The organism is Streptomyces fulvoviolaceus, assembly GCF_000718165.1.
Classification (GTDB): Bacteria; Actinomycetota; Actinomycetes; order Streptomycetales; family Streptomycetaceae; genus Streptomyces; species Streptomyces fulvoviolaceus.
Genome location: NZ_JOEY01000048.1, coordinates 37,194 through 61,338 on the forward strand (window position 1 = coordinate 37,194; position 24,145 = coordinate 61,338).

The 24,145-nt window shown below is 71.9% G+C and carries 19 protein-coding genes and 2 pseudogenes; 12 read left to right on the plus strand and 9 right to left on the minus strand.

Translation table 11 applies throughout. The features are described from left to right. The first annotated feature begins 60 nt into the window (after positions 1-60). Genes IG08_RS0140445 through IG08_RS0140460 form a run of 4 tightly spaced genes read left to right on the plus strand, consistent with a single transcriptional unit; the run spans position 61 to position 3,813 of the window. Entirely contained in the window at positions 61-459 is a 399-nt protein-coding gene (locus tag IG08_RS0140445; RefSeq protein ID WP_030615153.1) for a 6-pyruvoyl trahydropterin synthase family protein, read from the plus strand. Beyond that, entirely contained in the window at positions 456-1,646 is a 1,191-nt protein-coding gene (locus IG08_RS0140450; RefSeq protein WP_030615156.1) for a glycosyltransferase family 4 protein, read from the plus strand. The genes IG08_RS0140445 and IG08_RS0140450 overlap by 4 nt, the downstream gene beginning before the upstream one ends. Further along, positions 1,643-2,644 (plus strand): class I SAM-dependent methyltransferase, encoded by a 1,002-nt coding sequence (locus tag IG08_RS0140455; protein WP_030615159.1) that lies wholly within the window; start codon positions 1,643-1,645, stop codon positions 2,642-2,644. The genes IG08_RS0140450 and IG08_RS0140455 overlap by 4 nt, the downstream gene beginning before the upstream one ends. A 53-nt stretch (positions 2,645-2,697) precedes the next feature. Continuing rightward, positions 2,698-3,813, plus strand: a complete 1,116-nt coding sequence (locus IG08_RS0140460; protein WP_234343089.1) for a lysylphosphatidylglycerol synthase transmembrane domain-containing protein — start codon at positions 2,698-2,700, stop codon at positions 3,811-3,813. Here IG08_RS0140460 and IG08_RS57845 read toward each other — a convergent pair. Further along, positions 3,696-4,445, minus strand: a pseudogene (locus IG08_RS57845) (creatininase family protein); the annotation flags it as partial. The gene IG08_RS0140460 and the pseudogene IG08_RS57845 sit on opposite strands and share 118 nt — an antisense overlap. A gap of 38 nt (positions 4,446-4,483) precedes the next feature. Here IG08_RS57845 and ribA point away from each other — a divergent pair. The 4 genes from ribA (at position 4,484) to IG08_RS0140490 (ending at position 8,457) form a co-directional block, all read left to right on the plus strand. Further along, a complete protein-coding gene (gene ribA, locus IG08_RS0140470) occupies positions 4,484-5,143 on the plus strand; it encodes a GTP cyclohydrolase II (protein ID WP_030615167.1) in 660 nt (219 codons plus the stop codon). Between the two features lie 33 nt (positions 5,144-5,176). Then, the gene (locus IG08_RS0140475; RefSeq protein ID WP_030615170.1) at positions 5,177-6,148 is read left to right on the plus strand and encodes an ornithine cyclodeaminase family protein; all 972 of its coding nucleotides are present in this window, start codon (positions 5,177-5,179) and stop codon (positions 6,146-6,148) included. Between the two features lie 100 nt (positions 6,149-6,248). Further along, complete coding sequence (locus tag IG08_RS0140485; RefSeq protein ID WP_030615173.1) at positions 6,249-7,310, plus strand: saccharopine dehydrogenase; 1,062 nt, start codon at positions 6,249-6,251, stop codon at positions 7,308-7,310. Continuing rightward, on the plus strand, positions 7,303-8,457 hold the full coding sequence (locus IG08_RS0140490) for a saccharopine dehydrogenase family protein (protein WP_030615176.1): 1,155 nt from the start codon (positions 7,303-7,305) through the stop codon (positions 8,455-8,457). The genes IG08_RS0140485 and IG08_RS0140490 overlap by 8 nt, the downstream gene beginning before the upstream one ends. Before the next feature lie 39 nt (positions 8,458-8,496). Here IG08_RS0140490 and IG08_RS0140495 read toward each other — a convergent pair whose 3' ends face one another. From IG08_RS0140495 to IG08_RS60825, 3 genes and pseudogenes are all read right to left on the minus strand, one after another. Continuing rightward, positions 8,497-9,726, minus strand: a complete 1,230-nt coding sequence (locus tag IG08_RS0140495) for a serine hydrolase domain-containing protein (protein ID WP_030615179.1) — start codon at positions 9,724-9,726, stop codon at positions 8,497-8,499. Positions 9,727-9,792: 66 nt separating this feature from the next. Beyond that, a pseudogene (locus tag IG08_RS54875) lies at positions 9,793-11,160 on the minus strand (MFS transporter). After that, positions 11,157-11,735 (minus strand): TetR/AcrR family transcriptional regulator, encoded by a 579-nt coding sequence (locus IG08_RS60825; protein WP_030615182.1) that lies wholly within the window; start codon positions 11,733-11,735, stop codon positions 11,157-11,159. Before IG08_RS60825 ends, IG08_RS54875 begins: the two are co-directional and overlap by 4 nt. Positions 11,736-11,812: 77 nt before the next feature. Here IG08_RS60825 and IG08_RS0140510 point away from each other — a divergent pair, with 77 nt between their 5' ends. After that, entirely contained in the window at positions 11,813-12,262 is a 450-nt protein-coding gene (locus IG08_RS0140510) for a TIGR03618 family F420-dependent PPOX class oxidoreductase (RefSeq protein ID WP_030615185.1), read from the plus strand. Between the two features lie 18 nt (positions 12,263-12,280). Here IG08_RS0140510 and IG08_RS0140515 read toward each other — a convergent pair whose 3' ends face one another. Both IG08_RS0140515 and IG08_RS0140520 read right to left on the minus strand, forming a co-directional pair. Then, entirely contained in the window at positions 12,281-14,413 is a 2,133-nt protein-coding gene (locus tag IG08_RS0140515; protein WP_030615188.1) for a serine/threonine-protein kinase, read from the minus strand. A 243-nt stretch (positions 14,414-14,656) separates the two neighbouring features. Further along, positions 14,657-16,711 (minus strand): glycoside hydrolase family 31 protein, encoded by a 2,055-nt coding sequence (locus IG08_RS0140520; RefSeq protein ID WP_030615191.1) that lies wholly within the window; start codon positions 16,709-16,711, stop codon positions 14,657-14,659. A gap of 190 nt (positions 16,712-16,901) precedes the next feature. Between IG08_RS0140520 and IG08_RS0140525 the strand changes: the two genes are divergently transcribed. Then, a complete protein-coding gene (locus tag IG08_RS0140525) occupies positions 16,902-17,243 on the plus strand; it encodes a VOC family protein (RefSeq protein ID WP_030615194.1) in 342 nt (113 codons plus the stop codon). A 72-nt stretch (positions 17,244-17,315) separates the two neighbouring features. Here the strand turns inward: IG08_RS0140525 and IG08_RS0140530 are convergent, their stop codons facing one another. Together IG08_RS0140530 and IG08_RS0140535 are read right to left on the minus strand one after the other, a co-directional pair. Next, on the minus strand, positions 17,316-18,656 hold the full coding sequence (locus IG08_RS0140530; RefSeq protein ID WP_030615197.1) for an MFS transporter: 1,341 nt from the start codon (positions 18,654-18,656) through the stop codon (positions 17,316-17,318). Between the two features lie 255 nt (positions 18,657-18,911). Continuing rightward, positions 18,912-19,577 carry a TetR/AcrR family transcriptional regulator gene (locus tag IG08_RS0140535; protein WP_030615199.1) on the minus strand — a complete coding sequence of 222 codons (666 nt, stop codon included), beginning with the start codon at positions 19,575-19,577 and terminating at the stop codon, positions 18,912-18,914. A 155-nt stretch (positions 19,578-19,732) separates the two neighbouring features. On the opposite strand from IG08_RS0140535, the gene IG08_RS0140540 reads away from it, so the two are divergent. Continuing rightward, on the plus strand, positions 19,733-20,611 hold the full coding sequence (locus IG08_RS0140540) for a shikimate dehydrogenase (protein WP_030615201.1): 879 nt from the start codon (positions 19,733-19,735) through the stop codon (positions 20,609-20,611). A gap of 121 nt (positions 20,612-20,732) precedes the next feature. Then, the gene (locus IG08_RS0140545; RefSeq protein WP_030615202.1) at positions 20,733-22,526 is read left to right on the plus strand and encodes a bifunctional sugar phosphate isomerase/epimerase/4-hydroxyphenylpyruvate dioxygenase family protein; all 1,794 of its coding nucleotides are present in this window, start codon (positions 20,733-20,735) and stop codon (positions 22,524-22,526) included. On the opposite strand, the gene IG08_RS0140550 is transcribed toward IG08_RS0140545, so the two are convergent. Beyond that, positions 22,513-23,976: a hypothetical protein gene (locus tag IG08_RS0140550; protein ID WP_030615203.1), complete on the minus strand. Its 1,464-nt coding sequence runs from the start codon at positions 23,974-23,976 to the stop codon at positions 22,513-22,515. The two genes, IG08_RS0140545 and IG08_RS0140550, sit on opposite strands and share 14 nt — an antisense overlap. Between the last annotated feature and the right edge of the window lie 169 nt (positions 23,977-24,145).

The window sequence follows — 24,145 nt, forward strand, 5'->3', positions numbered from 1 at the left end:
CGGCATCCCCCGGGAGGTACCAGCGGGGGACCAGACGCGCCGCACCTGGAGGGTCGTCCGTTGTTCAGCATCACCGTCCGCGATCACATCATGATCGCCCACAGCTTCCGCGGCGAGGTCTTCGGACCCGCGCAGCGCCTGCACGGAGCGACGTTCCTGGTGGACGCCACGTTCCGGCGCGAACAGCTGGACGACGACAACATCGTCGTCGACATCGGACTGGCCACCCAGGAACTCGGTGCCGTAGTCGCCGAGTTGAACTACAGAAACCTCGACAACGAACCCGACTTCGCCGGAATCAACACCTCCACGGAGTTCCTGGCCAAGGTCATCGCCGACCGGCTCGCCCAGCGCATCGAGAAGGGCGCGCTCGGCGAGGGCGCCAAGGGCCTCGCGGGCCTCACCGTCACCCTGCACGAGTCGCACGTCGCCTGGGCGAGTTACGAGCGTGCCCTGTGACCGACGTGACCCTCGAGAAGCCGGGGCAGACGACGCTGGGCTACGTGCCCGTGCAGCACTCCGCCCTCAAGAACGCCGAGATCATCCCCATGTCCCTGCGCTCCGTGCACTTCGTCATGCCGGGTGGCGTCGACGACCCGACCGCGCCGAGCGGCGGCAACGCGTACGACCGGCGGGTGAGTCTGGACCTGCCCGGCTTCGGCTGGGAGGTCCACAAGCACGCGGTGGCGGGCAGCTGGCCCCGCCCGGGTGCGGCGGCCCGCACCGAACTGGCGCGCACCCTGCGGGACTTTCCCGACGGCACCGTCGTCCTCATCGACGGGCTGGTCGCCTGCGGCGTCCCCGAGATCATCGTTCCCGAGGCGGAACGGCTGAGTCTCGCCGTCCTCGTCCACCTCCCGCTCGGCGACGAGAGGGGACTCGAACCCGGCCTGGCCGTGGAGCTGGACGCCAGGGAGCGCGCCGTACTGCGGGCGGTCCCCGCGGTCATCGCCACCAGCGACTGGGCCGTCCGCCGTCTCGTCTCCCACCACGGTCTCGCCCCCGACCGGGTCCATGTCGCCACCCCGGGTGCCGACATCGCCCCCCTCGCCTCCGGCACCGACGGTGTCTCCCGACTGCTGTGCGTCGCCGCGGTGACGCCCCGCAAGGGACAGCACCGGCTGATCGAGGCGCTCGCGGGGGTGACCGAGCTGCCGTGGAGCTGTGTGTGCGTCGGCGGACTCGCGCAGGATGCGGAGTACGTCGCCGGGCTGCGGATCCTGATCCGGAAGTACGGCCTCCAGGACCGCCTGCACCTCGTGGGCCCGCAGGCCGGCGCCGAACTCGACGCCAGTTACAACGCCGCCGACCTCATGGTCCTCACCTCCTACGCCGAGACGTACGGCATGGCGGTGACCGAGGCCCTCGCGCGGGGCATCCCGGTGCTGGCGACGGACGTCGGCGGCCTCCCCGAGGCGGTCGGCCGCGCCCCCGACGGCGGCGTGCCCGGCATTCTCGTCCCGCCGGAGGACCCCGCCGCCCTTGCCGCCGAACTGCGCGGCTGGTTCGGTGAGGCGGACGTACGACGCCGGCTCAAGGCCGCTGCCCGGGGCCGGCGGGCCGCCCTGGACGGTTGGGCGACCACGGCCCGCAGCCTGGCCGGAGTACTGGGCCGACTGCCGAGCGAACCCAGGAGGGCGGCATGAGGAAGACGGCGACGAAGCGGGGCGGAATGATTCCGACACAGTCCGGGCCGAGGGACCTGCCGTCGGACGCGGCCCCCGCGTCCGCAGAATCGGTCATCCCCGGGGCCGGCCCCGCGATCCGCCCCGGCGAGCGTCCCACCGTACGGCTGCGGGACGCGGGACCCGACGATCAGCCCCGGTACGCACCCGAGTGGCTGGAGCTGCGGGAGGGGCCCGACGCGGCCGCGCGGTCGGGCGAGTTGCTCGATCCGCTGCGGATCCGGCTGGCCAACATGCCGGGGAAGGCCGGGATCGTCGTGCACGACCTGGGCTGCGGCACGGGCTCGATGGGCCGCTGGCTCGCACCCCGGCTGGACGGACCCCAGCACTGGATCCTGCACGACCGTGACCCCTACCTGCTCCATTTCGCCGCCGTCGCCTCCCCGCGCTCCGCGGCCGACGGCAGCCGGGTCACGGTCGAGACGCGCCGCGGCGACGTCGGACTGCTCACCCCGGACGCCCTCGCCGGCGCCTCGCTGGTGACGGCCTCCGCGCTGCTCGACGTCCTCAGCCGCGAGGAGATCGAGACCCTCGCCGCCGCCTGCACCGGAGCCGGCTGCCCGGCCCTGCTGACGCTGTCCGTGGCCGGCCGGGTCGAACTCACTCCTTCGGACCCGCTGGACACCGAGATCGCCGAGGCGTTCAACGCCCACCAGCGGCGCTCGGGCATGCTCGGCCCGGACGCGATCACCGTCGCGTGCGAGGCCTTCTCCGACCGGGGCGCGACGGTACGGCTGCACCCGAGCGCCTGGCGCCTCGGCCCCGCCGACGCCGCGCTGACGGCCCAATGGCTGCGCGGCTGGGTCGGCGCGGCCGTGGAACAGCGCCCGGACCTGCGGGAGCGCGCCGACCGTTATCTGCAGGACCGCCTGGCCGCCTGCCGGGCGGGAGAGTTGCAGGTCGTCGTCCACCACAGTGACCTGCTGGCGCTGTCCCGGCCGACGGGCGGGGAGTCATGAGCGCCCCTACGGTGGAGGCACCGATCCTGGCGACAGCGGGAGTGACACCGGAGATGACCACGGGGACGCGGGCCACCACCCCCCGCATCCCCCGCGCCGTCCGTACCCACCTCGGCACGGTCGCGGGCGCCGTCATCCTCGCCGTCCTGCTGTGGCGCCTGGGCACCGGCGTCTTCCTGGACGGCCTGCGCCGGATCGACGGGCCGACGCTGCTGGCGGCGCTCGGGATCGGGCTGGTCACCACCGTGTTCAGTGCCTGGCGCTGGCAGCTGGTGGCCCGGGGCCTGCGCATCCGGCTGCCGCTCGGGCCGGCCGTCGCCGACTACTACCGCGCGCTGTTCCTGAACGCGGCCCTGCCCGGCGGCGTCCTCGGCGACGTGCACCGGGCGGTCCGCCACGGGCAGAGCACCGGCGACCTGGGCCGCGGCGTCCGGGCGGTCGTCCTCGAACGGGTCGCGGGACAGGTGGCGTTGGCGCTCGTCGGCGGTGCGGTGCTCCTGACGATGCCCTCCCCGGTGCTGGCCGAGGCCCGCCACCTCGCCCCGCCCGTCGCGCTCGCCGCGCTGGGCGCCCTCGCGGTCGTGGTGGCCCTCCGGATGAACCGGGCGCCCTCGCGCCGGGGCCGGGCCCTGCGCGCGACCCTCGCCGAGGCACGCGAGGGGCTGCTGTCCCGCCGCAACGGGCCGGGGGTCGCGCTCTCGTCCGCCGTGGTCCTCACGGGCCACCTCGGGATGTTCGTGCTCGCCGCCCACATCGCGGGCTCCGCCGCCTCCGTGGCCGCACTGCTGCCGCTGGCCGTGCTGGCCCTGCTCGCCATGGGACTGCCGCTCAACATCGGCGGTTTCGGGCCCCGGGAGGGCATCACCGCCTGGGCGTTCGCGGCCGCGGGTCTGGGCGCGAGCAGCGGTCTCGCCACCGCGGTCGTCTACGGCGTGCTCAGCTTCGTGGCGAGTCTGCCGGGCGCCGTCGTCCTGGTCGTCCGCTGGTGCGAGGGCCTGCGCTCCGGGCCCGCCACGGCGAACCCGGAACCTCGGCCCGCCTATGCGTCGTCGTTCCCCGTGAGCAGCGAGAAATACGTACCGAAGGAAGCCGCGAGGCTCGCCAGCAACGCTTTCCCTTTTTCAGCGGACCCCAGCGAAGGGCGGCCGATGACACCCGAGTCGGTATAGCCGGACATACCGACGGTGAGGAGATGGCGACGGTCGTCCGCGACGAAATCGGAGCTTTCGTATCCGGGTCGGACACATTCGGGATGAGCGTGCAGAAGAATGGAGGTCTCTATTTCTCCCGCGTGCATGTCGGTGAGCAGCGAGGTCACCACGCCCGCTTCCTGACGCGCCGCCTCCCAGTCCTCCGCGGCCGGGAAGAGCGCCATCCGCTCGCCGCGGGCGGAGGATTCCTGAACGACGTTGCCCAGTACGTAGTTTCCGCCGTGGCCGTTGACCACCACCAGCGCCTCGACGCCCGAGCGGCGGAGCGAAGCCGCTATGTCCCGTATCACCGAGTGAAGGGTGACGGAGGAGATGCTGACGGTCCCCGGCCAGGCCGCGTGCTCGTGCGAGCAGGCGATCGACACCGGCGGGAGGAGGTGCACCGGGTACGCGGCGGCGATCTCCCGGGCGACGGCACAGGCGACGAGCGTGTCGGTCGCCAGCGGCAGGTACGGACCGTGCTGTTCGAAGCTCCCGACCGGAAGCACGGCGACCTGTGTTGAGACGCCCGACGCTCGCGTCCGTACGTCTTCCGTAGTGTCCGCCGGCAACAGACCGTACGCCGCCGACCGTATTCCCGAACCGCTCATCTTTTCACGGCCTTTCGTCTCTGCTTAGGAACCAGATCATGACAGATAAAATTGGCGTACTCGGCAAGAAGGCACCACAGCGCACCGGTGTGGAACGCGTGGTGAATGCCCCGCTGCCCACGGTGTACGGGAAATTCCAGGCCGTCGGCTACCTCGATCATGACCGCGGTGACGAACAAGTGGCCCTGGTCCACGGTGACATCGCCGCGGACGACGTTCTCGTCCGGCTGCATTCCGAGTGCCTGACCGGCGACGCCTTCGGCTCCCAGCACTGCGAGTGCGGCGACCAGCTCGACGCCGCGCTGCGGGCCGTCGTCGCCGAAGGCAGCGGCGTGGTCGTCTACTTGAGGGGACACGAGGGGCGCGGCATCGGCCTGCTCGCCAAGCTCCGTGCGATGGCCCTGCAGGCGGAGGGCCTGGACACCGTCGAGGCGAACCTCGCGCTCGGCCTGCCGGTGGACGCCCGCGACTACGGCGTCGCCGCCGAGATGCTCCATGACCTGGGCGTGAACTCCGTACGCCTGATGTCCAACAACCCGCGCAAGCGGGAGGCGCTGCTCCAGCACGGCATCAAGGTCACCGAGTCGGTGCCGCTGCTGATACCGCCGTGCGAGAACAACATCACCTATCTGCGCACGAAGCGGGAGCGGCTGGACCACCACCTGCCCCACCTGGACGCGGTGGCCCACCTGTCCTGATTGCGGGACGCCGAGTCCGGACAGGAAGAGGGAATGACCGACGACGTCCTCTTCCTCTCCGGGCAGCAGGTGGCGCGCCTCCTCGACACCGACGCGGCCATCGCGTCGCAGCGCGCGGCCTTCGCCGCGCTCGGCGCCGGGGAAGCCGACCTGCCGGCGAAGATCATGCATCAGAGCCGCTTCGACGACAGCGTGGTCTTCGCGTACCTCTCCCGGCTGTCCGCCGACACCGGGGCCGTCGCGAAGATCGGCAGCGTCAACCCGGGCAACGCGGTGGCCGGGCTGCCGACCATCCATGCCGTCGTGACGGTGCTCGACCCGGTGACCGGCCGTCTCGCCGCCGTCATGGACGGCACCGCCGTGACCACGCTGCGCACCGCGGCCGCGAGCGCCGTCGCCGTCGACGTGCTGGCCACGCCCGACAGCGCGGACCTGGCCGTCCTCGGCTCGGGGACCCAGGCCCTCGCCCATGTCCGGGCGATCGCCCGGGTGCGGGACCTGAAGTCCGTTCGGCTGTGGAGTCCGACCCCGGAGAACCGCGCCCGCGCCGCCGAGACGCTCGCGGCCGAACTCGGCCTCGCCGTCGAGGCGGCCGACTCCGCCGAGCAGGCCGTGACCGGGGCGTCCGTGGTGGCGGCCTGCACGCTCAGCACCACGCCCGTGGTGCGCGGGGAGTGGCTGGCGCCCGGCTGTACGGTCGTCAGCGTGGGGTCCTTCGAGCCCACGCGCCGCGAGGTGGACACCGCGGTGCTACGGCGGTCGGCGGCCGTCGTCGTCGACGACCCGGCGACCGCGGCGGGGCACGCCGGACCGGTCGTGGACGCGCTGGCCACGGGGCTGCTGACCGCCGATGACCTCGTGGCCCTGGGAGGCGTGCTGACCGGCCGGCTCGTGGCACGCGCCGGACCCGCCGACATCGTCTACTACAACAGCGTCGGCCTCGGCATACAGGACGCGGCCGCGGCGTGGGCCGTCGTCGAGGCGGCCAAGGGGGAGCAGCGGTGATCATGCGGATGACCGGTGTCGTCGTACCCTTCGTGGACGTCAGCCCGTTGAGCGCCGGCCGGTTCGCGGCCGGCGCCCCGCGCCCGGAGGCCCACCGCGTATGACCGAGCTCCACCTGTGGCTCCGCCACGAGGTCCGTTCCACCGAGCGGCGCACGCCGATCGTGCCGTCCGATGCCCGACGGCTCGTCGAGAGCGGGGTGACGCTGACCGTTGAGGAGTCCCCGCAGCGGATCTTCCCGATCGAGGAGTACGAGGCGGTCGGCTGCGGGGTCGTGCCCGCGGGCTCGTGGGTGTCGGCGCCCGCGGACGCCGTCGTCGTAGGGCTGAAGGAACTCCCCGACGGGCCCGCCGAGTTGACGCACCGGCACATCTTCTTCGGGCACGCCTACAAGCAGCAGCCAGGGGCGGCCGACCTGCTGCGGCGGTTCGCCGCCGGGGGCGGGGCGCTCCTCGACCTCGAGTACCTGGTGGACGACAACGGCCGCCGGCTCGCCGCCTTCGGGTTCTGGGCCGGCTACCTGGGCGCCGCCCTGGCCGTGCTCCAGCAGCGGGGCAGGCTGGTCGCACCGCTCACGCCCACGTCGAAGGAGGAGCTGGACGAGCTCCTCCGACCCGCCGCCGGGGAGGGGGAGTTCACCGCGCTGGTGATCGGGGCCCTGGGCCGCAGCGGCCGGGGTGCCCGCGTCGCATTGTCCGTGGCCGGCGTCGAACCCACCTGCTGGGACCTGGAGGAGACCAGGGATCTGGACCGCCCCGCCCTGCTCCGGCACGACGTGCTGGTGAACGCGGTGCTCGCCACCACGCCCATTCCGCCCTTCCTCCGCGAGCAGGACCTCGACGACCCGGACCGCCGGCTGCGCACCGTCTGTGACGTCACCTGCGACGTCGGCTCGCCCCTGAACGTCCTGCCGGTCTACGACCGCACCACCGACTGGACGGACCCGGTCCGCGGGCTGCGCAAGGAACCGCCCCTCGACCTGATCGCCATCGACAACCTGCCGTCCCTGCTGCCGAGGGAGTCCAGCACCGACTTCTCCGCGTCCCTGCTGCCCCAGCTCCTCGACTTCGAGGCCGGCGGGCCCTGGGGGCGCTGTCTGGACCGGTTCCACCAGGCCTGCCGTGAACTCGGCATCGAAGAAGGGGAGTTCCGCAATGTCTGACCTGGTTCCGGCGAGCGGCACCGTCCACTGGATCGGCGCGGGACTGTCCACGGGCAGCGGGCTGGCCCGGCTGTGCGACACGGCCGAGCGCGTACGGCTGTGGCACCGCACCGAGGAACGCGCGGCGCAGGCCCTCGACGGGCTGGGGCTCGCCGGCCGGGCCGAGCCCCGCGCCTACACGCTGTCCGCGCTCACGGCCGAACTCGCGCCCGGGGACGTCGTGGTGTCGATGCTGCCCGCGCCCGAGCACGCGGGGATCCTGGCCGCCTGCGTCCGGGAGAAGGCCCACTTCGCCTGCTCCAGCTATGTGTCCGACGCTGTTCTGGAGCAGGTGCCCGAGGCCGAGAAGGCCGGGGTCGTCGTCCTCACCGAGGCCGGCCTCGACCCGGGCATCGACCACCTCTTCGCACACGGCCTCGTCGCCCGGGCCCGGGAGGCGATCGGCGACGCGACGGCGGCGTCGTACCGCCTCACCTCGTACTGCGGCGGTGTCCCCGCGGTCCCGAACGACTTCAGGTACCGCTTCAGCTGGGCCCCCGCCGGAGTCCTCAACGCCCTGCGCTCGCCCGCCCGTTACATCGAGGACGGTGCCGGGACCACCGCGGACCGCCCCTGGGAGGCGACCCGGCCGCACGTCGTCGACGGGGAGGCCTTCGAGGTCTACCCCAACCGCGACAGCCTGCCCTTCGTCGAGCAGTACGGACTGCCGAACGGGTGGAAGCCGCTGACCTTCGTGCGCGGCACCCTGCGTCTGGAGGGCTGGCTCCGCGCCTGGGACGCCGTGTTCGAGGAGCTGAAGGCCGGCGACGACGCCCGGATCGCAGCCCTGGCACAGGAGTTGGCGGCCAGGTACCCGACCACGGAGGCCGACCGCGACCGTGTCGTCCTCGCCGTGTCCCTGGAGGTGCGCGGGGAGACGGGGCGGACGTGGTCGGGCAGTTACCTCCTCGACCTGGTGGGAGACGAGGAGGACAGCGCGATGGCCCGCTGCGTCTCCCGGACCCTGGCCCTGGGTGTGCGGCACGTCCTGGACGGCTCGCTGCCGCCGGGGCTGAACCGTGCCGCCGAGACGGCGGCCCGGTCCCAGGAGTGGCTGGGTGAACTCGCCCGGGAAGGCGTCGACTTCACCTTGCGCGTCGACCAGTAGACGACCCGGCGGCGCCTCGGTGGACGACCGGGCGCCGCCTCAGTCGGTGATCGCCTCGTGGACCAGCCGTCTGAGGTCCGGGAAGAGCCTCAGCGTCTTCGGGCGCACCTGCGTCATGAACTGCACGGACACATCACGGCTCGGGTCGACCCAGAACGTCGTGCTCGCCACCCCGCTCCAGCCGTACGTGCCCAGCCCGGTGGGCGCCTGCGTGCGCTCGGGGTCGATCACCACGGAGACCCCGAGGCCGAAGCCGACGCCGTCGTTGCCGGGCTCGTCGTGGGCCGGGCGGCTGCCGAAGGCGCGCAGGTCGGCGCCGCCGGGGAGGTGGTTGGAGGTCATCAGGTCCACCGTCCCGGGGGCGAGGAGGCGGACGCCGTCGAGTTCGCCCCGGCGCCGCAGGAACTCCGAGAAGCGGTGGATGTCGTACGCGGAGGCCGCCATGCCGCCGCTGCCGGACAGGAAACGGGGCCGGCCGCCGCGCAGCGGCAGTCCGGGGATCGGCTCGATGCCGCCGTCGTCCTTCTCGCCGTACAACTCGGAGAGTCTGCCCGCGTGCTCGTCCGCGACGCGGAAGCCCGCGTCGGGCATCCCGAGCGGGCCGAAGATCCGCTCGGCGAAGAACGTGTCGAGGGGCTGCCCGGACACCACCTCGATGACCCGGCCCAGGACATTGGAGGCGACCGAGTAGTTCCACTGCGTGCCCGGCTCGAACTGCAGCGGCAGGCTCGCGTACACGTCGACCGTGTGGGCCAGGTTCGAGCCCGGCACCACCGAGGACTCCAGATCGGCCTCGCGGTACAGGGCGTCGACGGGGTGGGAGTGGTAGAAGGCGAAGGTCAGACCCGCGGTGTGGGTCATCAGGTGCCGGATCAGCAGTGGTCCGGCGGCCGGGCGGGTCCTGGTGTCGGCACCCGAACCGCTCACGTACACCTGCGGGTCGGCGAAGGCCGGGATGTGCCGGCCGACCGGATCGTCCAGCGACAGCCGGCCCTCCTCCACCAGCAGCAGCGCGGCGACCGCGGTGACCGGTTTGGTCATCGAGTAGATCCGGTACAGGGTGTCCGCCTCGACGGGGAGTCCGGCGGCGAGGTCGCGATGACCGTGCGTCGTGAGGTGGGCGACGCGTCCGCCCCGGGAGACGGACACGAGGTAGCCGGGCAGACGTCCCTCGTCGACGTAGTGAGCGAAGTGCTGGTCGAGGCGGTCCAGGGCCTTCACGTCCAGCCCCACCTCGCCCGGGTCGACCTCTTGCCGCAGCTGTGCCATCGCTCTCCTCCGTCGCACTCGTCCAGGTGCGTTCCGGCATTTACCCCGCCGGAACGACCTCAGACATCATCGTCGCGCAGGAACACCGCGCCGGTACCGGGGTTGGCCGTGATCGACGATCGCGGTTGTGCCACGTCCCGGCAGGACACCGCCCGCCACCGCACCGGCCACGGCCACCAGCGCCAGGACGGCGAACGCCGGCTCCGGGCCACCGCCGAGCCCCATCAGGGCGGCCGCCGTCGCCACGCCCAGCGTCGGCCCGACGTTCATCGCGGTCTGCTGCAGCCCGCCCGCCACCCCGGCCGACTCGACGGCGGCCTGCCGTACGACGACCTCGGTGGCCGCCACCATCACCGTGCCGAACCCGGCGCCCAGCAGCGCGAATCCGGCACACAGCCCGAACGTCCCCGAGGCCCGGGACAGGACCAGGATCCCGAGAGCGAGGACGGCCATCGCCGCCACGGCCGTACGGCGGGCGCCGGCGCGGCGCAGCGGTACGGCGCACCCGGCCGCGGCGACCACCATCAACACCGCCAACGGCAGGCTGCGCAGGGCGCTTTGGAGCGGGTCGAGGCCGAGGGTGTCCTGGAGGACGTACGTCGCGACGAACAGCGTGCCGGACAGGGCCGCCGACGCGGCCACCAGGGTGCCGAGCGCCGAGCCGACGGTCGGGGAGCCCACGAGGTCCGGCGGGAGCAGCGGGCTCGCGGTACGGCGCTCGTGCCGTACGAAGACCGCCCCCGTCGCCGCCACCAGGGCGAGCTCGCCCGCCGTCCTCCCCCCGGCCTCCGGCAGCGCGACCAGCCCGTGCACCAGACCGGCCAGGGTCACCGCGAGCAACAGCGCGCCGGGCAGGTCCAGTCGGACGGGCCGGACCTGCTCCGGCCCGCCCACGGCCAGGGCGAGCACCCCGAACACCAGGGCGGGCACGATGTTGAGGAAGAACACCGCCCGCCAGCCCGGCCCGGCCACCAGCGCCCCGCCCAGTACCGGCCCGGCGGCGGCCGCCACCCCGATCGCGGCGGTCCGCACGGCGATCGGCAGCCGCAGCCGGTCGGGCGGGAACGCGGCCCGCAGCATCCCCAGCGTGGCCGGCTGCAGCAGCGCACCGAACACCCCCTGCACGACGCGCAGTCCGATCACCCAGCCGATGCCTGGGGCCAGCCCGATGCCCGCCGACGCCGCCCCGAAGCCGAGCATGCCGACGGCGAAGAGCCGCCGGTGGCCGTACCGGTCGCCGAGCCGCCCCGCGAACACCAACAGCCCGGCCACCGCGACGAGATATCCGGTACTGGTTCACTGGACCCGCGCGACGGAGGCACCCAGATCGTGGCGCAGGGTGGGCTGCGCGACCGTGAGGACGGTGCCGTCGAACGCGACGATCACCGCCCCGGCCACGCTGCTCGCGAAGGCCACGGCGCGCTGCCGGTTCACGCGTCCTCCCGGCCCAGGTGCGCGTCCAGGGCCGACCGCAGCAGGGGTACGAAGTCGTCGGCACCCGTGGAGAGTTGGAGGCTGCCCCAGCCCCACAGCTGGGCGATGCCGTGCAGGTTCGCCCACAGCGCGCCCGCGACGAGCCGGGCGTCCGCGTCGGGGCGGGCCCGGCCGACCAGCTCCACCAGGCGTCCGAACAGCGGGAGGCTGGTGTCCCTGAGACCCAAATGGCCGCTCTCCAGCAGATCGTGACGGAACATCAGCTCGTACATCCCGCGGTTGTCGAGCGCGAACCGCAGGTAGCAGTGCGCCAGGGCTGTGAGCTGGGCGCGAGGGTCCGCCGTTCCGTCGCCGACCGCGGCCGCGGCCCGCACCGCCAGCTCGGCGAAGCCGCGGCGCGCGATGGCCGACAGCAGCTCCAGGTGGGTGGGGAAGTAGCGGCGCGGCGCCCCGTGCGAGACGCCCGCCCGGCGCGCGATCTCCCGGAGGGTGAGTGCCTGGGCGCCCTCGCGGGCGACCAGATCGACGCCCACGTCGACGAGGCGGGCCCGCAGTCCGGTCTCCGATGCGTGCATGGACACTGTCTACCGCAGATGCGTAGACAGTGTCTACGCGGGGAATGTGGAAGCCTCCCGAGCCGGTTGATCCAGACATGACTCAGGACGCGACGCAGGACGCACTGCTCGAACTGCTCTCCCAGGGACACGGTGGGGTGCTGGTCACCCTCAAGCGCGACGGCCGCCCCCAGCTGTCGAACGTCACCCACGCCTATTACCCGGACGAGCGGCTCATCCGGGTCTCGATCACCGACGACCGCGCCAAGACCCGCAATCTGCGCCGGGATCCGCGGACGTCGTACCACGTGACCGGCGCCGACCGTCGGGCGTACACGGTCGCCGAGGGGGCGGCCGATCTCTCGCCCGTGGCGAAGGACCCGTACGACGAGACGGTCGAGGAGCTGATCCGGCTCTACCGTGACGTGCAGGGCGAGCACCCGGACTGGGACGACTACCGGGCCGCGATGGTGCGCGATCGCAGGCTGGTGCTGCGGCTGAGGGTGGAGCGGGCCTACGGGATTCCGGCGGGGGCGAACCGGGGCTGAAGCGCCGCCGGCTTCGGGCTAGTCCGGCAGGTCGAGGGCGATGATGCCGCCTTCGCCGCCCAGGTACACGCGGTCGCCCTTGCCCGACACGACGGGCCGGTGGGACGTGTCGAGTATCAGCTTGGTCAGGCGCACCGTCCGCTGCCGTATGCCGTTCCGGTCCACCCCGTACAGCATCCGGTCGAGAACCACGTAGGCCGTCTCTCCGAAAACGGTCGGGTCGGTTTCCACCTCGTCCGTGCCCTCGAACGTCCATGCCGTCGACCCGTCGGCCGGGTCGACGGCCACGAGCGGACCCGCATGTCTGGTGAGGGCCACGTCTCCGAAGGCCGTGAAGTCCGTGTACGTGGCGTACCCGTACTCCCGGGGGGCCACGTCGGTGTTCGCGACGTGCCACCGCGCCTGGCCCGTCAGGCTGATGCCGTGCACGTTCTCGTCGCTGTCGGAGCCGACGACGAGGGTGTCGCCGACGAGCGCGGGGCGCCCGGGGGAGGTGCCGGCCGGGACGTTCCACAGCTGTGTCCCGTCCGTGGCGTTCAAGGCGACCACCTCGTCGTCCCGGGTGGCGAGGTAGGCCACACCGTTCGCCACGAGGGGTTCGCGGCTGACCTCCAGATTCCGTGTCTCCCAGGCCACGCCGCCGTCCGGCCGGTATGCGCGGACCCTTCCCGCGGTCCCCTCGTGGCCGGTCGTCACGAGCACCAGGCTGCCCGCCGCCACGGGAAGCATGTCCTCGCTCTCTTCGATGGCATGCCTCCAGAGCACCCGCCCCTTCGGATCGAGCGCGCACGCCTCCGTGCCCGTGCCGGAGGACGAGGCCACCAGACAGCAGACGACGTCGGCCGTGGCCACGGGCGATGTGACCGGAGCTCCCAGATCTGCGGTCCAGAGCGCCCCGCCGGCCCGGGTGAGGGCGTACAGCTTGCCGTCGTTGCCCCCGGCGTACACCGTGTCGCCCTCGGGCGACAGCGCGACACAGGGACCGTCCCCACCCCCGGTGGTCAGCTCGCTGGTGGCCTGTGTCCAGGCCACGACCGGGGCCTCCACCGACCTGGGGTTCCTGCCGCCGTCCCCGTCCCCGTCGCGCAGCCACAGCCATCCGCCGGTACCGGCCCCGGCCGCGAGGAGCGCCCCGGCCCCGAGTCCTCGCAGCAGCCGGCGCCGTGACGGTGCAGTGGGCACGGCGGCGGGGACGTCGGTGACCGTCAAGGGCGCCAGGTACTCCACCCGGCTCTCCCGCTCGCCCGAGTCGCGGTCCGGAAGCCACCGCTCGGCGTCCTCGGAGGGCCCGGCCCCGGCGGCCGTGTACCACCCGGGCCGTACGCTCTCGCGGAGCGACCGTGCCGTGTGTCCCACCGCCGACATCACCTCCCCGGGAGTGGGCCGCTGCTCCGGCTCCTCCCGAAGGCAGGGCTCGACCGACCCCCGTATGTCCTCCGGCACCCCGGACAGGTCGAAGTCCCGGGTGAGGACGCGCATCAGGATCACCGCGTCCTTGCCCTCGCCGAACGGCTCGCGCCCGGCGGCCGCGTACGCGAGGACCGCGCCCAGCGCGAACACGTCGCTCGGCGGCCCGACCTGCCCGTTGTTGCGGATCTGCTCGGGCGAGACATAGCCGACCGAGCCGACCACCGCCCCGGTACGGGTCAGGGCGGTCGCCTCCAGGGCCCGTACGATCCCGAAGTCGATGACGCGCGGACCGTCCGCCGCCAGCAGGATGTTGGACGGTTTGAGGTCCCGGTGCACCATGCCCCGGGAGTGGATCGCGACGAGCGCCTCGGCCAGGGCGGCGGCCAGCACCCGCACCGCGTCCCCGGGCAGCGGACCGTGGTCGAGGACGGCGTCGCGCAGGTTCGGCCCGTCGACGAACTCCGTTGCCATCCACGGCTGTTCACCCTCGGTGTCCGCGTCCACGACCCGCGCGACGTACGTCCCGGCCCCGCCGACGGTCTGCGCGGCCCGCACCTCCTGGCGGAACCGGGCCCGGAAGGTCCGGTCCTCCGCGTGCTCGGCGCGCACCACCTTCACCGCGAGCCGCAGACCGGTGGGCGACTCGGCGAGATACACCTCACCCATGCCGCCCGCACCGAGTCTGCCCAGGACCTCGTACGGGCCGATCCGCCGAGGATCCGTCTCGCGCAGCGCCTGCACCCCGAACTCCCCCTGTTCGCCTGTGCGTTTCGTACGGCCGCCGAGAGCGAGCGTATACGCCGGGGCAGCGGCCGTTCCTGCTGATGGGACGGGTGTTGCCGAGGAGGCTGACGGCATCTCGCGAGGCGGTCTCGGCGACCGGGAAGCTGGGGGCCCGCCGATGTCGACGTGCGGTCCGCGCACCCCGGCCGCCCCTGAAATCGGCCGGAGTGCGCGGTGGTCTGCCTCCCCGAGGCCCCCAGGTCAGCGCAGTGCGCGCAGGGCCTTGGCTGCGCCTTCGGCGCGGAGGTTCACGAAGGCGGGTGTGACGGTGAGCGGTGTCGCGTACGACTTCAGCATCGCCGGGCCCCTGATCTCCGTACCGCGGGTGACGTCGTACCACGTGCCGGGCGGCAGATGGATGTCCCGGGTCGGGGCGGAGGTCAGGTTGGGCGCGGCGAGCACCGCCGGGCCGAGCATCCACTCGTCGGCGACCGTGTAACTCGCCTTGTCCTGCGGGAAGTCGAAGAACAGCGGCCGGACGATCGGATCGCCCGTCCTGAGCGTCTGCTGCACCTGGTCCCAGATGTAGGGCGCGAGCCGCTCGTGGCGGGCGATCGCCTCGCGGTACAGGTCGACGGTCTGCTGGTCGTAGTCGACCTTCTGACCCGTCGTCACGTCTGTGGTGTCCACGGGGGAGGTGGAGGCGTACATCAGGGGCATGTACGACGCCGACTGGGCCCAGCGGACCAGGACCTCCTTCGTCGGTGCGGGCTGCCCGCCGGAGCCGCCGATCATGTCGGTCTCGACGAAGGGGTAGCCGATCGTGGACAGGGCGAGATTCTGGGCGACGGACGCCTTCAGGGAGTTCCAGCTCGTGCCCTTGTCGATCTGCCGGACGACGAAGCCGGCCTCGTGCGCGGCGGTGCCCCAGTGGACGCGGATTCCGGCGCCCTGGAGGTCGTAGGAGTCGGCGAGTTCGGAACCGAGGCGCTGGTAGTCGGTGCGGGTGTTGCCGTCGCGTCCGGCGCAGTGGTCGTCGAAGAAGCGGGTGTCGAATTTCAGGCCGTCGACGCGGTAAGTGTCCATCAGCTTCCGGAGGTTGTCCTGGTACCAGGCCTTCGCCTCGGGGTTGGCGAGGTCGACGATGCCGGCGGTGCCGTTCCACCAGGTGACGGTGCAGGGTTTGGTGGGGTCGTCGGCATCGTGCAGCAGATAGTCGTGGTCGGCCGCGTACTGGTAGTTCGTCGAGTCGAGGTTGATCCAGAGGGTGACCCAGAGACCGAAGTCGTGGCCCAGGTCGTGGATTCGGTCCGACATCGCCCTCGGGTCGGGATAGGCCTCCGGGTCGAAGGTCATGTTCCCGTAGTTCGACTCCCACTTGTCGTCGAGCTGCACGGTGTGGCCGTCAAGTCCGTTGTCGTGCAGGTCGGTTGCGTAGTCGAGCAGCTTCTCCTGATTGACCTTCGTGTAGAACTGCGCCCACGAGTTCCACAGCGGCTCGGCGTACTGCTCGTAGGTCGCGTCGCTCTGCCTCGGCCTGCCCACGATGCCGATGTAGTCGCGGTAGACGTCACGCGGGGTCGACTCGACGAACACCGTGGCCTTGTACGTGTCGCCGGACTCGACGGTGAAGCGCCCGAGACCGTCCCCTCCGCCATTGACGGACACGTCCATCGTGTCGCCGGTGTCGACGTACAGCCCGGCCGAACTCGCCGTGTACCAGAAGGGATCCACCATCTGGTACGAGGCCGCGCTGAAGTCCTCCTGCTCGACCTCCCCGGCGTCCAGCGGCCAGGGCTGGTCGGTGTACGGGCCGCCCGAGGGCGTGCTGGTCTCGCCGTGGCCGTACCAGTGCCCGGCGGAGGCGAGGTCGTAGGTGAGGCCGAGTGCGGTGGACTGAACACCCTTGACGTCCCAGGTCAGTTGGTAGCGGTCCGATGTGGGGGTCAGCCGGGCCTCGACCCGGGCGCCCGTGAGGGTCGTGTCCGCCGTCAGGGTCAGCACGCCGTCGTGCCAGGACCAGCCGGTGAGCGTCGTGGCGTGCTGCGAGGCGCCTGCCGCGTCGAAGCGGAGGGCGTCGGCGCCGGTGGTGAGGACCGTGCGGCCCGATCTTCTTGTGGTCAGGGCGAGTTGGGAGTCGGTCGGCACGGAGACGGAGTACCCGGGGGAGCCACGGGAGGGCGGCACGGAGAGGGTGACCGCGTCCCCGGCTTCCGAGACGTGCGGGCCCGCCGCGTGGGCGGTGGCCGGGGGAAGCAGGGCCACCGTCAGAGCGGCGGCCGGCAGACAGCCGTACTTGCGGAAAAGGATGCGCACCACTCATGTCCTTCTGCGTAAGGCGGGAGAGCCCGGGCGGGTCATGGGGTTGCCGTGCCGCAGTGCTGTTCTTTTCTGCTCGTTTCGGCCGATGTTCTTGCGTAAAACGTCATCTGTCAACGGGGCGGAGCTTCCTGGCGCGCGGGCGTCGGTGCTTGCCGCTCGCCCCGCGCCGGACTAGCCTCCGCGCGTGATCAATGGGGCGCATGTGGTGATCTACACCCGCGACGTGGAGGCGGACCGCGCCTTCTTCAGTGATGTCCTCGGCTGGGGGCATGTCGACGCCGGACACGGCTGGCTGATCTTCAAGGCACCGCCCGCCGAGGTGGCCTGCCATCCGACCGATGGCGAGCCGTCGCACGAACTGATGCTGATGTGCGACGACCTCGATGCGACAACCGCCGAACTCGCCGTGAAGGGGGTGGAGTTCACACGCCCGACGCAGGACGCCGGCTGGGGCCGGGTGACGGGGTTCCGGCTCCCGGGCGGCGGCGAGGTCGCCCTGTACGAGCCTCGGCACCCGAGGCCGTAAGGACGGCGAAACGCCCGAGTCCCCGGAGCCTTCGCGGCGTCCGGGGACTCGGGGGTGTGCGGGGCGGTGTCGTCAGGCGGAGACCGTCTCGGGCTGGGACGCCTGCTGGGGCGTACGCGTGCCGAGGTCCTCCGTCGGGACCTTGTGGGTCTCGCGGGCCGAGATGGCGGCGATCACCGGCGGGACGCACAGGGCCGCGGTGAACAGAGCCACCGAGAACCAGTCGTCGCCGTCGGGGCCCGCGATCTGCGCGGCGAAGGTGACCGCGAAGCCGGCCACGGCGAAGCCGATCTGCGTGCCGATCGCCATGCCGGACAGCCGGACCCGGGTGGAGAACATCTCGCCGTAGAAGGAGGGCCACACACCGTTCGCGGCGCTGTAGACCACACCGAAGGTGATGATGCCGAGCAGCAGGGTCAGCGGGTAGGAGCCCGTGGAGATCGACCACAGGTAGAGGAACATCATCACCGCGCTGCCCGCGGCGCCGATCAGGAACACCGGGCGCCGGCCGATGCGGTCCGACAGCGTGGCCCACAGCGGGATCGCGGCGAGCGCGACGAGGTTGGCGAGCGCGCCCACCCACAGCATGGAGGAGCGGGACATGCCGACCGAGTCGCTGGTCGCGTAGGCGAGGGCCCAGACCGTGAAGATCGTCGAGACCGAGGCGACGAGCGCGCCCCCGATCACCCGCAGCACGTCCGCCCAGTGTTCGCGCAGCAGCACGACCAGCGGCAGCTTCACGACACCCTCGGTCGCCGTCTGCTTCGTGAAGGCCGGCGTCTCCTCGAGCTTGCGGCGGATGACGAAGCCGACCACGGCGACCGCGACACTCGCCCAGAACGGGACGCGCCAGCCCCAGGACAGCAGCTGGTCCTCGGGGAGGGCCGCGACCGGGATGAAGACCAGGGTGGCGATGAGCTGGCCGCCCTGGGTGCCGCTGAGGGTGAAGCTGGTGAAGAAGCCGCGTTTGTGCGCCGGGGCGTGTTCCAGGGTCATCGAGTTGGCGCTGGCCTGCTCACCGGCCGCCGAGATGCCCTGCAGGACACGGCACAGCACCAGCAGGACCGGCGCGAGGGTGCCGACCTGGTCGCGGGTCGGCAGACAGCCGATGAGGAACGTCGACACGCCCATCAGGATCAGCGTGAAGACCATGATCTTCTTGCGGCCGAGCTTGTCACCGAAGTGGCCGAGGAAGAGTGCGCCGATCGGGCGGGCCGCGTAGGCGACGCCGAACGTGGCCAGCGACAGCAGGGTCGCGGTGGCGGGGTCGGACTCGTCGAAGAACACCTTCGGGAAGATCAGCGCGGCCGCGCTGCCGTAGATGAAGAAGTCGTAGTACTCCAGGGCGCTGCCGATCCAGGCGGCAGTGGCTGCCTTTTTCGGCTGCCCGACGGCTTCGGCGGGGACGGACACGGCGTTGCTCCTTCGAGGGAACTCCAACGTAAGCGGAGTGAGCGGAGGGGAGGTAGTGCCGGATCCCTGGGGTGACGGGTCGGCGGCTCTGCCGGGACGCAGCCCGGAACGGCTCTGCGCGTCCTCGGCTCCCGGCTAATTAACCCACTGGGTAGTTAGTAGCGGTTGCCTACGGATGTTGCGCTGGCGTTTCCCTCGTGTCAAGAGGTCCGGGGAAAAGGATCTTCCCGCAGGTCCGCGTAGGCCGGCCGGAGGTCAGTCCGTGGCGCGGTCCGCGGTCAGGTACGCGATCACCATGTCGCCGAGCATGGTCCGGTAGTGCTCGCGCTGCGCCGGGTCGATGAGGTCGCGGCCGAACAGGGCGCCGAACGTATGCCGGTTGGCGACCCGGAAGAAGCAGAAGGAACTGATCATCGCGTGCAGGTCGACGGCGTCGACGTCGGCCGTGAACAGGCCCGACTTCTGCCCCTGTGCCAGGATCTGCCGGATCACGTCGAGGGCGGGTGAACCGATCTTCCCGAGCTTCTCGGAGGAGGCGATGTGCTCCGCCCCGTGGATGTTCTCGATGCTCACCAGGCGGATGAAGTCCGGATGCTGCTCATGGTGGTCGAAGGTGACCTCCGCGAGGCGCCGGATGGCCGCGACCGGGTCCAGGTGCTCGACGTCGAGCTGCTGCTCGGCCTCGCGGATCACGCCGTACGCCCGCTCCAGGACGGCGGTGAAGAGCTGCTCCTTGCCGCCGAAGTAGTAATAGATCATCCGCTTGGTGGTCCGGGTGCGGGCGGCGATCTCGTCGACCCGGGCACCGGCGAAGCCGGCTCGGGCGAACTCCTGTGTGGCGACGTCGAGGATCTCGGCCTGGGTGCGCGCGGCGTCACGGATGCGCCCGTTGGGTCGTGCCGGTTCTTCGACGCTGGTCATCGGGTTCCTTCGGGCCATGGGTCAGTGCCGCAGATTCTAGAAGCCTGCCGCCGCCGGAGCTCCCGGGTTCCCGGCCGGGGGCTTCCCGGGGGCGTCCGATGCTGATATAGCTAACGTACTAGTTCGTACATTAGCCAGCGCTCAGGAGGTCCGCCGTGGCCAAGGACTCGTATCTCGTCGGTCTGATCGGTTCCGGTATCGGCCCCTCCCTCAGCCCGGCGCTGCACGAGCGGGAGGCCGACCGGCAGGGGCTGCGCTATCTGTACCGGCTGATCGACATCGACACGCTCGGTGTGCCACCGGAGGCGGTCGGCGATCTGGTGCGGGCCGCCCGTGACCTCGGCTTCGACGGGCTCAACATCACGCACCCGTGCAAGCAGCTCGTCATCGAGCACCTGGACGCGCTCTCCCCGCAGGCCGAGGCGCTGGGCGCGGTCAACACCGTCGTCTTCGAGGACGGCCGGACCGTCGGCCACAACACCGACGTGACCGGCTTCGCCGCGTCCTTCGCGCGCGGGCTGCCGGATGCTCCGCTGGAGCGGGTCGTGCAGCTGGGCGCGGGCGGGGCGGGGGCGGCCGTGGCGCATGCCACGCTCACCCTCGGCGCCGAGCGGGTCACCGTCGTGGACGCGTTGGCCGACCGGGCCGCGGATCTGGCCGCTTCCCTGAACGGTCACTTCGGTGAGGGGAGGGCGGCCGCCGCAACCCCCGACCTGCTGTCGGACCTGCTTGCCAAGGCCGATGGTGTCGTCCATGCCACCCCCACGGGCATGGCCGCGCATCCCGGGCTGCCGTTCTCCGCGGACTCGCTCCACCCCGGGCTGTGGGTCGCCGAGGTGGTCTACCGGCCGCTGGAGACGGAGCTGCTGCGCACGGCGCGGGCGATTGGCTGCGCCACTTTGGACGGGGGTGGGATGGCTGTGTTCCAGGCCGTGGATGCGTTCCGTCTCTTCACCGGGCGTGAGCCCGACAGTGTCCGGATGCTTGCGGACATCGCGGAGATGGCCGGGGTTGTCGAGAGCTCGGCGGGTTAGGTCGTGTGACGGGTGCGGACCGGTCGCCGCTGGTCGCGCCCACGCGGCGGAGCCGCATATCGATACAGCCCCGCGCCCCTGTCGGGGCGCTGCAGTTCGGCATCTTGAAGGAGCTCGGCTCATGCGTACATCCATTGCCACTGTCTCTCTGAGCGGGTCCCTCACCGAGAAGCTGACGGCCGCCTCGCGGGCCGGGTTCGACGGTGTCGAGATCTTCGAGAACGACCTGCTCGCGAGCCCCCTCACGCCCGAGGAGATCCGCGCCCGCTGCGAGGACCTCGGCCTCACCATCGACCTCTACCAGCCGATGCGGGACATCGAGGCCGTGCCGGAGGAGGAGTTCGCGCGCAACCTTCGCCGCGCCCGGCACAAGTTCGAGTTGATGCGCAGGCTCGGTGCCGACACCGTCCTCGTCTGCTCCAGCGTCTCCCCGCTCGGTATCGACGACGACGCGCTCGCCGCCGAGCAGCTGAGCCGGCTGGCCGACCTCGCCCGGGACTCCGGCGTGCGGGTCGCCTACGAGGCGCTCGCCTGGGGACGGCACGTCAGCACGTACGACCACGCCTGGCGGATCGTCGAGACGGCCGGCCACTCCGCGCTCGGCACCTGCCTCGACAGCTTCCACATCCTGTCCCGGGGCTCCGATCCCAAGGGCATCGCGGACATCCCCGGCGAGAAGATCTTCTTCCTCCAGCTGGCCGACGCCCCGCTGCTCGCGATGGACGTCCTGCAGTGGAGCCGCCACTACCGCTGTTTCCCCGGTCAGGGCGGCTTCGACGTCGCCGGGCTCGTCCAGCACGTACTGAGCACCGGATACGACGGCCCGCTCTCCCTCGAGGTCTTCAACGACGTCTTCCGCCAGGCCGAGGCCGGCCCGACGGCCGTCGACGCCCGGCGCTCCCTCCTGGTCCTCCAGGAGGAGGTGGGCGTGGCCGCACCGCCCGCACCCGTCGTCCCCACGGGTGTCGCCTTCGCCGAACTGGTCACTCCGGACGCCGAGCCCGTCCAGGCGCTCCTGCGCGCGCTGGGCTTCGCCCGCACCGCCAGGCACCGCAGCAAACCCGTCCACCTGTGGCAGCAGGGCGAGGCCCGGCTGCTGGTCAACACCGGACCGGCCGTGCGCCGCGACGGCACCCAGCTCGCCGCGATCGGCCTGGAGTTCCCGGACCCGCCGGCCGCCGCCCGCCGCGCCGAGGCCCTGCTCGCCCCCGTGCTGCCGCGCCGCCGCGCCCTGGAGGACGCCCCGCTGGACGCGGTGGCGGCCCCCGACGGCACGGAACTCTTCTTCTGCGCCACGGACCGGCCCGAACTCCCCAACTGGCGGGCCGACTTCGAGGAGACCGGGGACGCCGAGCAGATCGCGGGAGTGACCCGCATCGACCACCTCGCACTCGTCCAGCCCTGGCACCACTTCGACGAGGCGACCCTCTTCCACAGCAGCGTGCTCGGTCTGCGCGCCCAGGAGAGCGTCGACGTCGCCGACCCCTACGGCCTGATGCGCAGTCGCGCCGTCACCAACGACGACGCAGGCATCCGCATCGCGCTCAGCGTCGGAGCGGCCCCCACCGACGACACCGTGCACGCCCAGCACATCGCGCTGGCCACCGACGACGTGGTCGCCGCGGCCCGCCGCTTCGTCGAGGCCGGCGGCCGTCTGCTGCCGATCCCCGCCAACTACTACGACGATCTCGCCGCCCGGTTCGAGTTCGCCGACGGCGAGCTGGAGACGTACCGCGAACTCGGCATCCTCTACGACCGTGACGCGCACGGCGAGTTCCGCCACTGCTACACCCGCACCGTCGGCCGGGTCTTCTTCGAGCTCGTCCAGCGCGACGGCTACCGGGGCTACGGCGCCCAGAACGCGCCGGTGCGCCTGGCCGCCCAGCACATCGTGAAGGGACTCACTGGCGGCTGACGGTCCGGGTCACGCCGGCGAAGACCGTCGTGGCCAGGATCCAGCCGGCGATGACGAGGGCATAGGAGAGCGCCTGGTAGCCGTCCTTCGGGGCGAAGGCACTCTCCTGGCCGAAGGAGATCACCGGCAGCAGCAGGTCGAGCGTGTAGAACACCGGGTTGAACTCCGGGGCCTCGTCCGCCTTCAGCGGCGGCGGATGGTGCAGCGCGAAGGCGACAGAGCCGACGGCGAGCAGTGACAGCAGCCAGCCGCAGGCGCGCAGCGGGTGGAAGCCGTAGCCGACGGTGGCGTCCTGCACCCGGCCCCACAGCCGCCCGTACCAGGGGAGCGTCATGCGGTGGCGGCGCTGCTTGGCGAGCTGGACAAGGCGGGCCGCGTGGTCGTCGCCGATCCGGCGGTAGGCGGCGGTCAACTGCTCGTAGGCGTGCGGGACATAGCCCTCGCGGTCCCGCTCCAGCATCGGCAGCCGGCGCTCGGTGGGCTCCTGCGGGGTGAGCGAGGTGTAGACGAGCCCGTTGAACTGGACCTCGTCGGGCACCACTTCAGGTTCCAGGAACAGCTCGTCGATCTGTGCGCGGCGCAGCGTGAGGGTGCCCTCCATGGGCGGGCCCTTGCGCAGCCACAGCTCCCCGATGGTGCAACTGCTCGCCCTGAGCGCCGCGTCGCCGGGATTCGACAGGCGTGCGTACGACAGGTCGAGGCGGCCCGCGATCCGGGCGCCCCGCAGCCCGATCCAGCCGAACGTGACCAGGCGCCGCATGTGGAAGTCGCTCTCCACGACCAGCGTCTGCGCGTCGAGCACGATGTCGCCGGGGTTGCTGAGGCGGGCGTCGTTGAGGTTGACCGACCCGGCGACCGAGGCGCCGTTGAGACGTACCTCCCCGTGCGTGCGCAGCCCGGGCGCCCACAGGTCGTCGCCGATGGACACGTGGTTGAGCTGGAGCGCGGGCTCCGTGGTGTCCGGCGGGGTGATCTCCGCCCGGTCCATGAACAGCGCCCCGGCGATCTGCGCGCCGCCGAGTCGCACCGGCCCGCGCACCTGGCAGTCCGTCAGCCGCAGGACGCCCTCCATCCGCATCGTGGCGGCGACCAGCCCCGGCAGCACGGAATTGCTCAGGTTCAGCTGACGCAGCCGGGAGCCGTACAGCAGCGGAGCGTCCTCGAAGAAGCAGTGGCTCAGCCGCACGGCGTGGACGACCGTGCCGTACTGCAGGTTCAGCAGGCCGGTGATCCGGGCGCCCGACAGCTTGAGCGCGGGTATCTCACCGTCCTCCTGCGGGCCGTTGAGCAGCAGGGCGCGCAACACCGTTGCCCGCACGGTCCGTTCGGACTCCCAGTCGGCGCCGTGTGCCGTGTCCTCGTCCTCCCCGGTGCGGAAGTCCACGGACTCGCCCCGGGGAAAGGCACGCCACACCCGCAGTTCGGCCGGGGTCAGGTTGTCGATCTCCATCAGCGGCGACTCTCGCCCGCCCCGCTCCCGGTGTCAACTCACCCCGACGCGGCAGCCGGGGCCGTCTGCCGGAGGGGCACTGCCGCACGATCCCGTTCACGTACTCCTTGGACGGTGGCGGCCCAGGCCGCTACGTCAACTCCCTCGCCCCACCAGGGGTGTTGAGCGA